The organism is Neisseria sp. HMSC070H10 (assembly GCF_001837635.1).
GTDB lineage: Bacteria > Pseudomonadota > Gammaproteobacteria > Burkholderiales > Neisseriaceae > Neisseria > Neisseria subflava_A.
In genome coordinates, this window is record NZ_KV833360.1 from 19661 (window position 1) to 32532 (window position 12872).

Consider the following 12872-nt stretch of genomic DNA (forward strand, 5'->3'; position numbering starts at 1 on the left):
GTATTAACCTCCGAACAGTCGTTTTAAGAAACCTTTTTTCTCGGCTTCAAGGAAACGCATTTCGCGGTTTTCACCCAAGAGGCGGGCAATAACGTCTTTGTAGGCTTCGGCTGCGGCGGCATTGTCTTGGTGGATGACAGGTTCGCCGGCGTTGGAGGCCTGCAGGACGTTTTGTGATTCGGGAATCACGCCGATCAACGGGATGCGCAAGATGTCGCAGATGTCTTGTACCGACAGCATTTCGCCTTTGGCCACGCGCTCTGGGGAGTAGCGGGTAATCAGCAGGTGCTCTTTAACTGTGCCGCCTTGTTCGGCTTTGCGGGATTTGCTTTGCAAAATGCCCAAGATTCGGTCGGAGTCGCGGACGCTGGATACTTCAGGGTTGGTGGTAATGATGGCTTCGTCGGCAAAGTAGAGCGCCATCAGTGCGCCTTGTTCGATACCGGCAGGGGAGTCGCAGATAATGAACTCGAAGCCCATTTTTTTGCTGGACAGCTCTTTCATCACGTTGTCCACGCCTTCGCGGGTCAGCGCGTCTTTGTCGCGGGTTTGCGAGGCGGGCAGGATGTAGAGGTTTTCGCAGTTTTTGTCTTTAATCAGGGCTTGGTTGAGTGTGGCTTCGCCTTGGATGACGTTGATGAGGTCATACACGACGCGGCGTTCGCAACCCATAATCAGGTCGAGGTTGCGCAAACCGACGTCGAAGTCGATTACGGCGGTTTTGTGGCCGCGCAGGGCCAGGCCGGTTGCGATGCTGGCGCTGGTAGTGGTCTTGCCTACGCCGCCTTTACCTGAAGTTACTACGATGATTTTGGACACGATATTTCCTTTTTAAGTACTGATGTTTATTCGGCGTCGATTGCGCTGATAACCAGTCGGTTGTCTTGCAATGATACTTGTACGGGTTTTTTGTGCAGATGCTCGGGCAAGTCTTGCTCGAAGTTGCGGTAGATACCGGCAACAGAGACTAATTCGGCCTGCATGGAATGAATAAAGATGCGCGCGTTGGTATTGCCTTTTGCACCGGCCAACGCTCTGCCGCGCATGGGGGCGTAAATATGGATGTTGCCATCGGCGATAAGTTCCGCACCTTGGCTGACGATGCCGGTAACGATGAGGTCGCCGTTTTCAGCGTAAACCTGCTGGCCGGTACGCACGGGCGTACTGACCAATACGGTCGGATTGTTGATAACGGTGGTCTGTACGTCTTGCGGCTGCGGTGCTTGGCGCGGAGCAGGTGCTGCCTGTGTATCGGCTGCCTGGGTGGAGTTACCTTGTTTGAAGACCAAGTGGTAACGCGCTGCCGCTGCCGCCCATGTGTCGCTGGTGTGGTGCAGCCCTAAAATTTGCATACCGTAACGGGCAAACAGGGAAATCATGCCGCCCAAATCGATGGATTCGGGATGGTCGAAATCTTGTACGTCTAAAATGAAGGGAACGAATTCGTCTTGGGATTGGCCTGCCAGTTGGCGCAGGAATTCTTCCAATTCTGTTAGATCTGCGGTGTGCAGATGGATGGATAAGACGTCCAACCGTGACGTTTTTATGTCGAATGCGGGTTTCATTGTAATGAAATAATAAAATTTTTTAATGACGTAAGTTTACCGTGTAAATCTTGGCTATTCAATCTGTTTGGCCGTCTGAAATCAAAATATTTTGTTTGAACGTTTTTCAGCTGTATTTAGTGTGGTTTTTTGGTGTGAACGTAGGTTTCAGACGGCCTTGGGAAAGGGATAGCCGTGTGTGTCGATGTCGTCGGCGGCGGCCCACGGCGTGTGGATAAGGGTGGACGGCAGGTGTGCCAATTCGGGGAGGTAACTGCGGATGTGGCTGCCGTCGGGATCGATTTGATGTGAACGATGGGCATAGCGGACGGTGGCTGTGTCTTGGGCGGCAAGGTGCCAGTTGGCTTGGTTGAGCGCAGGGTCGGTGCCGGTTTGGACGGAGGCTGTCCACGCGATGCCTTGGTTGGGGTCGAGGTTGAGGGCGTGGCAGAAATAGTGGGCGCACAGCTGCTGGAGAACGGGGTGTAAGTGGCCGGTGGCTTCGAGGCCGCGGATGGAGGCATCGATGATGGGTACGCCGGTTTGGCCGTGGCGCCAGTATTCGCGTACCGGAGCGGCATCGGTTGTTTCGGGCAGGCGGCGGTGGTAGGCGAGCTGGTAGCAGTAGTCGCGGAAAATGAGTTTGTCCAGCCACTCGAAATGTCGGTTTGCCAAGCCTTCGGCAGCCAGCAGGCGTGGGGAAATGCAGCCTGCGGACAGGTAGGCATTGAGGAGGCTGGTGTTTTTTCGTGCCGGAAAATTTTGGGTAATCGGGTAGTGAACCAAATTCTGTTTGAACGCGTGCCATTGCGTTAAGGCTGCGGTTTCGCCGCCCTGCTGATAGGCAGGCAATACTGCGCCGGTATGGGCTGGAAACAGTGGAACGTCTTGTCCGGTTTGAACAGGCAATTCGGTTTCAGACGGCCTTTGTCCTGAATAAGCCTGCAACCATGCTTGTTTATAGGCGGCAAAATCGGTGTAGGGCAGGCCGTTGGCATCCATGAGGGGGGATTTGGCCAAAATGCCGCGGTCGTTGGCGTGTTGCAGGGCAATGCCTGCGCGGTCGAAATTGTGCCAGAGTAGGTTGTCTTGGCGGATTTCGGCTTCGGTGTAGGCTTCGTCAGTGATGACGGTATGGGCATGGAGCGTAGCGGCCAAGGGGAGGAGGTCTTCGTCGGAAGCGACGACATATAAAGGAATATGGTGCGCCGCCAGACGGGTATGCAGCTCTTGTGCGGCTTGATAGTGGAACAGGCTTTGACGCGGATTGTGGTTTTCAGACGGCCTTTGGCTGACCCAGACGCAGGCGATGGGCAAACCGCTTGCAACGGCGGCATTAAGCGCGGCATTGTCGTGCAGGCGGAGGTTGCGGCGGAACCAGACAAGGACGTGGGCAGATTTCATGAGCATGTTCCGACGGAAAAGGGGAAACCATTTTATCAGAATCGGCCTTATGTATCAGGCCGTCTGAAAAATCTTTTGGTTTGATTTCACTATATAATTTTGGTTTTAGCAACGAGATGCAACCATGACCGAGCAAACCGTTTTGGCACTCATTACCTGCCAAACCTATCCCGAACCGTCAGACAACCTGAAAACATTGGCGGCGCATTTGGAAACCATGGGTGTGAAAACCGTATTTGACGCGTGGCAAAACCATCCGTCTGCGCCGTTTTTACTGCCTTTGTGCGCATGGGATTATGCCGCCGAACCTGAAGCCTTCCGCCAATGGCTGGAGCAAGCCGAGCAGGCGGGGCAGCGTTTTATCAATCCGCCCGAGTTGATGGCTTGGAATATGGAAAAGACTTATTTGTGCGATTTGGCGGCGCGCGGCGCGCAAGTGATTCCCAGCGTGTTCGTACCGCCGCAAAAAACCGAATTGGCGGACATCCTGAACCAACAAGGATGGACGGAAGCGGTCATCAAACCGGCATTTGGGCAGAGCGGCAAAGGCGTGGTTAAAGTTTATGCAGAAAGATTGGACGTGAACATGGCGGATTATCCGCAAGGCATGATTGTTCAACCGTATATCCGCGAAATCGAAACGGTGGGTGAAACCTCGCTGGTGTTTTTCAACGGCATATTCAGCCATGCCGTGCGCCGTCAGCCGCCACAAGGCGAATGGCGCGCCAACTCGGCCTATGGCGTGTCGGTGTTCGGTATTGAGCCGCCCGAATTTGCCATCCGTGCCGCGCAAGACGTACTGGCCGCTTTGCCGAAAATGCCGGTTTACGCTCGAGTGGACGGCACATTGGTCGGCGACACCTTCCTGCTCAATGAATTGGAACTCATCGAGCCAGCCCTGTATTTGCACACCAGCGAAGGTGCGATGGAACGCTTTGCCCGAGTGTTAGCGCAGTTGCTTGGGCAACATTCATCAACCTGACTTTATCAATATAATTAACAAGCCTCAGGCCGTCTGAAAACCATCTTTCAGACAGCCTGAGGCTTTTTTTAAATAAGATTTGCGTGTTTGTATTTTTCAATAATGTACCATTTGTCGATTGTGTCATTTTAATTGTTGCAGTCTTAATTGATGGTTGATTAACTTTCATTTGGCATTTTATCTCGGACGCAGCCTTTATTTTTAGCGGATTGTAAACAATCTGACCGGTCTAAATAGATATCTTTTTAGGGTAAAACCTCAAAAATCTTTTTAAAAAGAAAGATATTGTCTTATTGAATATTCTGTGCTGAAATTACATGACACTACAAAAAGTGGTGCATAAAAAATAAAACAGACAAAGGAGAAAGCCATGCAATTGTTTTTAGACAATCTCAAAGCCTTTTTCGAAACCATCAGCGGCTGGGTCTGGGGACCTATTATGTTGATGCTGCTGGTCGGTACGGGCATTTTGCTGACCGTTTTGCTGAAAGGCTTGCAGTTCACCATGTTGGGTTATGCGCTGAAGCAGGCGTTTGTGCCGTCAAAGAAGCATGAAGACGGCGAAGACCACGAAGGCGATATTTCCCATTTTGCGGCGTTGATGACCGCGTTGTCCGCCACCATCGGTACGGGTAACATCGCCGGTGTGGCGACTGCGGTGGTAACCGGCGGCCCGGGCGCGGTATTTTGGATGTGGATGACCGCCATTTTCGGTATGGCCACCAAATACGGTGAAGGTGTGTTGGCGGTGAAATACCGCGTGACCAATTCCAAAGGCGAAATGTCCGGCGGCCCGATGTATTACATCGAAAAAGGCTTGGGCAAAAACTGGAAATGGATGGCCGTCGCGTTTGCGCTGTTCGGTACCTTCGCTTCATTCGGTATCGGCAGCTCGGTGCAGTCCAACTCGGTTGCGCAAGCAGTGCAAACCAGCTTTGGCGTCGAACCTGCCTACACCGGCGTGATATTGACCGTATTAACGGCCATTGTGCTTTTGGGCGGCATTAAGGGCATCGCCAAAGCCGCGTCCTTTATCGTACCTGCCATGGCAGTGTTTTATGTAGTAGGCGGTATTGCCATTATCGTGATTAATTCCGATGTATTGATGCCTGCCGTCAAACTGATTTTCTCCGATGCATTTAGCGCGCAAGCCGTTGCCGGCGGCGCTATCGGTACAGTCATCCGCTACGGCGTGGCGCGCGGCGTATTCTCCAACGAGGCGGGTATGGGTTCTGCGCCGATTGCCGCCGCAGCCGCGAAAACCGACCACCCCGTCCGTCAGGCTTTGGTTTCCATGACCGGTACGTTTTTGGACACCATCGTTGTCTGCTCGATTACCGGTATCGTGTTGGTCATGGGTCTGCTCGGTGCAGGCGGCGAGTTTGTCAAACCTGAATTGAGCGGCGCGGCGCTGACAACCGTCACTTTCCAAAAAATGCTGCCCGGCATCGGCGGCTGGATTGTCACCATCGGCCTGATTTTCTTTGCCTACTCAACCATTCTCGGCTGGTGTTATTACGGCGAGAAATGCGCGGTTTACGTCTTCGGCGAGAAGTTTGCCGGTTTGTACCGCGTCGGTTATGTTTCTTCGGTTATGCTGGGTACCGTTTTGAGCCTTGATTTGGTGTGGCTGGCTTCGGATACATTCAACGGCTTGATGGCCTTGCCCAACCTGATTGCGCTTTTATTGATGGCGAAAGTCATCGTCAATGAAACGCGCGACTTCAAACAAAAAATCAAAAACGGCGAATTGCCGCATTAATGTCCAAGGCCGTCTGAACCTAAACATTCAGACGGCCCGATGTATGTTAAGTTTGTTTTGAAAAAAGTCAGAGGAGGAGAAAAATGAAAGTGCTTGTTTTAGGTGCTGGTGTTGCCGGCGTATCTTCCGCGTGGTATCTGGCAGAGGCAGGACATGAAGTAACGGTCATCGACCGCGCCGAGGGCGTAGCGATGGAAACCAGTTTTGCCAATGCAGGCCAGCTCTCTTACGGCTATACCACGCCTTGGGCTGCACCCGGTATCCCGACCAAAGCGCTGAAATGGCTGTTTAAAAGCCATCCGCCTTTGCTGTTTCGCCCTGACGGCAGCCTGTATCAAATCGAATGGCTGTGGCAAATGCTGCAAAACTGCACGGCAGCGCGCTATCAAATCAACAAAGAGCGCATGGTCAGGATTTCCGAATACAGCCGTGAAATGTTCCGCCGTTTTGAAGCGCAAACCGGCATGAATTTTGAAGGGCGCAAAAAAGGGACGTTGCAGATTTTCCGCCAAACCAAAGAAGTCGAAGCGGCAGAACAAGACATTGCCGTTTTGGAACGCTACGGCGTGCCGTACCGCCGCCTGAAACCTGAAGAATGCGCAGAATTTGAGCCTGCGCTGGCACGCGTTACCGCCAAAATTGCCGGTGGCCTGCACCTACCCGCAGACGCAACCGGCGACTGCCACCTCTTCACTGAAAACCTATACAAATTGTGTCAGGAAAAGGGCGTACAGTTCCACTTCAACCAAACCATCAGCCGCATCGACCACAACGGGCTGCGCATCAAAGCCGTTGAAACCGAAACAGGGCGGTTTGAAGCAGATGCCGTTGTCTGTGCGCTCGGCTGCTTCAGCAGGACTGTGTTGGCTCAGTTGGATCTTAATCTGCCGATTTATCCCGTCAAAGGCTATTCCTTGACCCTGCCGGTCACAAATTCAGACGGCGCTCCGGTGTCCACCGTTTTGGATGAAAGCTACAAAGTCGCCATCACGCGCTTTGACAACAGAATCCGCGTCGGCGGCATGGCAGAATTGTCCGGCTACGAAATCAAACTGCCCGAAAAACGCCGCGAAACCTTGGCTTTGGTTGTCAACGACTTGTTCCCAGAAGGCAGCGATTTGAACCAAGCATTGTTCTGGAGCGGTCTCAGACCGATGACGCCCGACAGCACGCCGTTAATCGGGCGCACCCGCTTTGAAAACCTATTCCTGAATACCGGCCACGGTACTTTAGGCTGGACCATGTCGCTGGGTTCGGCAAAATTAACTGCCGATATCGTGAGTGGCAAAGACACCGAAATCCGCAGCGACGACTTGAGCCTGTCGCGCTATCAGGCTTAAGCTGGAAAGCGATAAGGTTTGGTGATATTTCAAACTTAAGGGCCGTCTGAAAACCATTTTTCAGACGGCCTTTTGTTTCAAAATCTGTGTATCCAATCAATAAAATAAATAATAACTATTATCATACGCATTAAAAAGTGTTAGTCTGAACCTGTCCCAGCTTTTAGCGCAGGTCTTCTCATGCCCGATTTTTCGATGTCCAATTTGGCCGTTGCTTTTTCCATCACGCTGGCTGCCGGTTTGTTTACCGTATTAGGCAGCGGCTTGGTGATGTTTTCCAAAACGCCCAATCCGCGTGTGTTGTCATTTGGTTTGGCATTTGCCGGCGGTGCGATGGTGTATGTTTCCCTGACGGAAATTTTCAGTAAATCCAGTGAGGCGTTCGCTGAAATTTATGATAAAGACCACGCATTTGCGGCGGCGACCATGGCATTTTTGTCCGGGATGGGCGGCATCGCGCTGATCGACCGCCTGGTGCCGAACCCGCATGAAACTTTAGATGCACAAGACCCGTCGTTTCAAGAAAGCAAACGCCGCCATATCGCGCGAGTCGGCATGATGGCGGCGTTTGCGATTACGGCGCACAACTTTCCCGAAGGCTTGGCGACGTTTTTTGCCACCTTGGAAAATCCGGCGGTCGGGATGCCTTTGGCCTTGGCGATTGCCATCCATAATATTCCGGAGGGCATTTCCATTGCCGCGCCGGTTTATTTTGCCACCCGCAGCCGTAAGAAAACGGTATGGGCGTGCCTGCTATCCGGTTTGGCCGAGCCTTTGGGGGCGGCTTTGGGCTATTTGGTTTTGCAGCCGTTTTTGTCGCCTGCCGTGTTCGGTTCGGTGTTCGGCGTGATAGCCGGCGTGATGGTGTTTTTGGCGTTGGACGAGCTATTGCCGGCTGCCAAACGCTATTCAGACGGCCATGAAACCGTTTACGGCCTGACAACGGGTATGGCAGTGATTGCCGTCAGCCTGGTATTGTTCCGTTTTTAAAACCCGTATGCCAAAGGCCGTCTGAAATGATTCAGACGGCCTTTTTGCGTTATAATCCGCACATCAAAAATAACCTTAATTTCACAAAGTTCCATCATGTTAGACAAATACAATCCAGCCGAAATCGAATCCAAACATTATCAAAACTGGGAAGAGCAGGGCTATTTCCAGCCTGATATGGATTTGACGAAACCGTCTTTCTCCATCCAACTGCCGCCGCCCAATGTAACCGGCACGCTGCACATGGGTCATGCCTTCAACCAAACCATCATGGACGGCCTGACCCGCTACTACCGCATGAAAGGCTGCAATACCGCCTGGATTCCCGGTACCGACCACGCGGGCATCGCCACGCAAATCGTGGTCGAGCGTCAGCTTGCCGCGCAAAACGTGTCCCGTCATGACTTGGGCCGCGAAAAATTCTTGGAAAAAGTGTGGGAATGGAAAGAAGTTTCCGGCGGCACGATTACGCAGCAGATGCGCCGCGTGGGCTGCTCTGCCGACTGGACGCGCGAGTATTTCACGATGGACGACGTGCGTGCCGAAACCGTGACCGAAGTGTTCGTGCGCCTGTTTGAGCAAGGCTTGATTTACCGCGGCAAACGGTTGGTGAACTGGGATCCCGTGCTTGGCACGGCAGTGTCTGATTTGGAAGTGGAAAGCGTGGAAGAACAAGGCTCTATGTGGCACATCCGCTATCCGCTGGCCGACAATCCTGCCGAAGCCGTTATTGTGGCGACCACCCGTCCTGAAACGCTGCTGGGCGACGTGGCCGTTGCCGTCAATCCCGAAGACGAACGTTACACCCATTTGATCGGTAAGGAATTAATCCTGCCGCTGACTGGCCGCACCATCCCCGTGATTGCCGACGAATACGTTGAAAAAGACTTCGGCACAGGCTGCGTGAAAATCACGCCTGCGCACGACTTCAACGACTACGAAGTCGGCAAACGCCACGACACGCGTCTGATTAATGTGTTCGACTTGGAAGCCAAAGTGCTGGCAAACGCCGAAGTGTTTAACTTCAAAGGCGAAGCGCAACAAGGCTTTGCCCTGCCTGAAAAATACGCAGGTTTAGACCGCTTTGCCGCGCGCAAACAAATGGTTGCCGATTTGCAGGAACAAGGTTTCTTGGTCGAAATCAAACCGCACACGCTGATGACGCCGAAAGGCGACCGCACCGGCTCAGTGATTGAACCGATGCTGACCAGCCAATGGTTTGTCGCCATGTCCGCCACGCCAAACGGCGGCGAGCCTGACAGCGAGTTCAAAGGCTTGAGCCTCGCCGACAAAGCCAAAAAAGCTGTCGACAGCGGCGCAGTACGCTTTATCCCTGAAAACTGGGTCAACACCTACAACCAATGGATGAACAACATCCAAGACTGGTGTATCTCGCGCCAACTGTGGTGGGGTCATCAAATCCCTGCATGGTACGACAACGAAGGCAATGTGTACGTCGCCCGCAGTCAGGAAGAAGCCGAAAAACAAGCCGGAAAAACCGGTTTGACCCGCGAAGAAGACGTATTGGATACATGGTTCTCCTCCGCGCTCGTGCCATTCTCCACATTGGGCTGGCCGTCTGAAACCGACGAACTCAAAGCCTTCCTGCCGTCCAACGTCTTGGTAACAGGCTACGAAATCATCTTCTTCTGGGTGGCGCGCATGATTATGATGACCACCCACTTTACCGGCAAAGTACCGTTTAAAGACGTGTATATCCACGGCATCGTACGCGACCACGAAGGCAAAAAAATGTCCAAATCCGAAGGCAACGTCATCGACCCTGTGGATTTGATCGACGGTATCGACTTGGAAAAACTGCTGGTGAAACGTACCACCGGCCTGCGCAAACCCGAAACCGCGCCGAAAGTGGAAGAAGCAACCAAAAAACTCTTCCCCGAAGGCATTCCGAGCATGGGCGCGGACGCATTGCGCTTCACCATGGCGAGCTACGCCAGCCTCGGCCGCAGCGTCAACTTCGACTTCAAACGCGCCGAAGGCTACCGCAACTTCTGCAATAAATTGTGGAACGCCACCAACTTCGTGTTGATGAACACCGAAGACAAAGACTGCGGTCAAGACGAAATGCAGCCGTTGGCGTTTACCTTTGCCGACCAATGGATTATCGGCAAACTGCAACAAGCCGAAGCCGCTGTTGCCGAAGCCTTTGAAACCTACCGCTTCGACCTTGCCGCGCAAACGCTGTACGAATTTGTGTGGAACGAATATTGCGACTGGTACATCGAGCTGGCAAAAGTGCAAATCCAAACCGGCTGCCCGACAACCCAGCGCACCACACGCCGCACCCTCGTGCGCGTACTCGAAACCATCCTGCGCCTGCTGCACCCAATCATGCCGTTCATTACCGAAGAGCTGTGGCAGGTCGTTGCGCCTCTGGCGAATGCCAAAACTGCCGACAGCATCATGTTGGCCGCCTATCCGCAAGCCGATCAAGAGCAAATTGTTCAGACGGCCTTCGACAAAATGACCGCATTGAAAGACTTGGTGGAAGAAGTGCGCAAACTGCGCGGCGAAATGGGTATCGCGCCAAACGTCAAAGCACCGCTCTTTGTCGAAGGAAGTGCAGAACTCGAAGGCCTGCTCAAATACCTGCCGTCGCTGACCCGACTGACCGAAGCCAAGCTGGTGGACAGCCTGCCCGAAGCAGAAGATGCACCTGTCGCTGTCTGCAACGGTGCGCGCCTGATGCTGAAAGTCGAAATCGATAAAGCCGCCGAAACCGCCCGTTTGAGCAAAGAAGCCGAGAAGCTGCAAAAAGCCTTGGACAAACTCAACGCCAAACTCTCCAAACCCGGCTACACCGAAAAAGCCCCCGCGCATCTGGTGGAAAAAGACAAAGCCGATTTGGCGGAATTGGAAGACAAAATGGGGAAAGTTCAAACTCAGTTGGCGAAGTTGAAAGACTGATTTTGATTTAAACAAGGCCGTCTGAAAACCTGAAACCAGGGTTTTCAGACGGCCTCATTAAAAGGAAATCAAATGATGGACTTCATCGTGCCTATATTGTTCATCGTCGCCATCGTCGTACTTCATATTTATACCTGCTTTACCGAAGCCGTCCACCTCAACAAATGGCGGCCGTGGTTGATTATTCTACTGTTGATTTTGACCGGCACTTGGTTTATCTACTTCGTCAGTCGTACCGCACTGATGAAGTTGGGTGTCCAGCTGGTGCTGATTGCCGGTCTCGTGATTTATATTTCTTGAACGTCCGCCTGCAGTAAAATACTCGCAAAGGCCGTCTGAAAATGCAGCTTCAATGTCGTTGCAACTTTTCAGACGGCCTCTTTTAAGAAAGGAAATAGATGAAACTCTTTATTCTGCCGGTACTTTTATCCGCAACAACTGCTCTGGCTTCTCCGATTGTCGGTACATGGCATTGCGTTGGCTCTGATGAAAATATTCACAGTGATACAAAAGTCGAATATCTTCAGGACGGCAGTTTCCGTGGCGACGCTAAGCTCAAAGTGGACGATGACAGCAATGTCTTGGCATACCATGTTGTCGGTGGGGGTAAATGGCGTTTTGAGAACAATGCCTTAACTCAAAGCCAAATCAAGTACAGTGAAGTTTCACGACTCCATAGCCCTGAAACATTGGCATGGTTGGAAGAATCAGAAGACGGCCAATTCTTGGAAAGCATGATATACACCGGATTGGTTGCGCAGATGGACAAGCCCGGTAAAGACGAGGTTTATCAAATGGATAAAACAGGCAAATTGGTGTCTGAGGATGGAACTTCCCGTGAGGTGTGCACGAAAGTGAAGTAAACAGCGATTGTGGGTCGGACATATTTGTCTGATTGATGGCTAGATAACAAAGGCCGTCTGAAACTTAAATTTCAGACGGCATTTTTCTTTTTTAATCCATCAAATTCAATCAAACCAAACAATCTGACTTTCATCCACGCAGATGCGGATTTCCTGTCCGGTTTGCGGTTTGTCCATATCGTGGTCGGCGTGGGGGTACCAAATCAAATCGCCGTATTGCGGATGAGCGAGGGTGAGGCGTATGCCTTCGGCGAGGGGGACGGCTTCGCTGATGCGGACGGCTGTGCCGTCCGGGTCGAATCGGATGGCGTGTTGGGGAATGTAGCGTGTGTCGCCGGTGTTGGCCAAACCGAGCAGCAGGGCGGCTTGGGCGTTGACGGGGCGGCGGATAAGGGTTTCCGGCGTGCCGTGTTGGAGGATGCGGCCTTCGTGCATGATGGCGATGGTGTCGGCCATGGTGCAGGCTTCCTCGGCGGAGTGGGTCACGAGGATGGCGGGGATGTTTTGACTGCGGATGCGTTCGGCGGTCAGGGTGCGCAGGTGGTGGCGCAGGTGGGTGTCGAGGCTGGAGAAGGCTTCGTCCAAGAGCAACAGCGACGGACGCGTGATTAGGGCGCGCGCGAGGGCGAGGCGTTGCTGTTCGCCGCCGGAGAGGCTTTCGGGTTTGCGTTGCGCTTCGTGTTCCAAACCGATGTCGCGCAAGGCCTGCATGGATTGTTCTTCGATTTCGGCTTTGGGCAGACGGCGCATTTTGAGGCCGAAACCGACGTTGTCGAGGGCGGTTAAATGCGGCAAAAGGGCGTAGTCTTGAAACATCAGCGAGATATTGCGCTTTTCAGACGGCATGTCGGTGATGTTGTCGCCGTTGAGCCAGACTTCGCCGCTGTCGGGACGCACCAGGCCGACGATGGTTTTGAGCAGGGTGGATTTGCCGCAGCCGGAGCGGCCGAGTACGGCGAGGATTTCGCCTGCGTCGACGTTTAGGTTGATGTTTTGGGCAACGGTTTTGCTGCCGAAGCGTTTGTTGATGTTTTTGAGTTGCAACATGGTTTCAGACGG

At 52.9% G+C, this 12872-nt stretch carries 11 protein-coding genes; 7 read left to right on the forward strand and 4 right to left on the reverse strand.

Going from position 1 to position 12872, the window contains the following annotated elements; all coding sequences use genetic code 11:
- Positions 1 to 3 precede the first annotated feature (3 nt).
- From minD to HMPREF2606_RS02225, 3 genes are all read right to left on the reverse strand, one after another.
- Positions 4 to 819 carry a septum site-determining protein MinD gene (gene minD / locus HMPREF2606_RS02215; RefSeq protein WP_070712193.1) on the reverse strand — a complete coding sequence of 272 codons (816 nt, stop codon included), beginning with the start codon at positions 817 to 819 and terminating at the stop codon, positions 4 to 6.
- Positions 820 to 845: 26 nt separating this feature from the next.
- Positions 846 to 1565: a septum site-determining protein MinC gene (gene minC / locus HMPREF2606_RS02220; RefSeq protein WP_070712194.1), complete on the reverse strand. Its 720-nt coding sequence runs from the start codon at positions 1563 to 1565 to the stop codon at positions 846 to 848.
- Between the two features lie 147 nt (positions 1566 to 1712).
- A complete protein-coding gene (locus HMPREF2606_RS02225) occupies positions 1713 to 2948 on the reverse strand; it encodes an FAD-binding domain-containing protein (protein ID WP_070712195.1) in 1236 nt (411 codons plus the stop codon).
- Positions 2949 to 3072: 124 nt separating this feature from the next.
- Here HMPREF2606_RS02225 and HMPREF2606_RS02230 point away from each other — a divergent pair, with 124 nt between their 5' ends.
- The 7 genes from HMPREF2606_RS02230 (at position 3073) to HMPREF2606_RS02260 (ending at position 11813) form a co-directional block, all read left to right on the forward strand.
- Positions 3073 to 3930, forward strand: a complete 858-nt coding sequence (locus HMPREF2606_RS02230; RefSeq protein ID WP_070712196.1) for an ATP-grasp domain-containing protein — start codon at positions 3073 to 3075, stop codon at positions 3928 to 3930.
- A gap of 370 nt (positions 3931 to 4300) precedes the next feature.
- A complete protein-coding gene (locus tag HMPREF2606_RS02235) occupies positions 4301 to 5692 on the forward strand; it encodes an alanine/glycine:cation symporter family protein (RefSeq protein ID WP_049329304.1) in 1392 nt (463 codons plus the stop codon).
- 83 nt (positions 5693 to 5775) lie between these two features.
- The gene (locus HMPREF2606_RS02240) at positions 5776 to 7032 is read left to right on the forward strand and encodes a D-amino acid dehydrogenase (protein WP_070843246.1); all 1257 of its coding nucleotides are present in this window, start codon (positions 5776 to 5778) and stop codon (positions 7030 to 7032) included.
- 180 nt (positions 7033 to 7212) lie between these two features.
- Positions 7213 to 8022: a zinc transporter ZupT gene (zupT, locus tag HMPREF2606_RS02245; RefSeq protein WP_070843247.1), complete on the forward strand. Its 810-nt coding sequence runs from the start codon at positions 7213 to 7215 to the stop codon at positions 8020 to 8022.
- A gap of 96 nt (positions 8023 to 8118) precedes the next feature.
- A complete protein-coding gene (locus HMPREF2606_RS02250) occupies positions 8119 to 10950 on the forward strand; it encodes a valine--tRNA ligase (RefSeq protein ID WP_070843248.1) in 2832 nt (943 codons plus the stop codon).
- A 72-nt stretch (positions 10951 to 11022) separates the two neighbouring features.
- On the forward strand, positions 11023 to 11250 hold the full coding sequence (locus tag HMPREF2606_RS02255; RefSeq protein WP_070645656.1) for an enterochelin ABC transporter: 228 nt from the start codon (positions 11023 to 11025) through the stop codon (positions 11248 to 11250).
- Positions 11251 to 11348: 98 nt separating this feature from the next.
- On the forward strand, positions 11349 to 11813 hold the full coding sequence (locus HMPREF2606_RS02260) for a hypothetical protein (RefSeq protein WP_070712200.1): 465 nt from the start codon (positions 11349 to 11351) through the stop codon (positions 11811 to 11813).
- A gap of 105 nt (positions 11814 to 11918) precedes the next feature.
- Here the strand turns inward: HMPREF2606_RS02260 and HMPREF2606_RS02265 are convergent, their stop codons facing one another.
- The gene (locus tag HMPREF2606_RS02265; RefSeq protein ID WP_070712201.1) at positions 11919 to 12860 is read right to left on the reverse strand and encodes an ABC transporter ATP-binding protein; all 942 of its coding nucleotides are present in this window, start codon (positions 12858 to 12860) and stop codon (positions 11919 to 11921) included.
- Between the last annotated feature and the right edge of the window lie 12 nt (positions 12861 to 12872).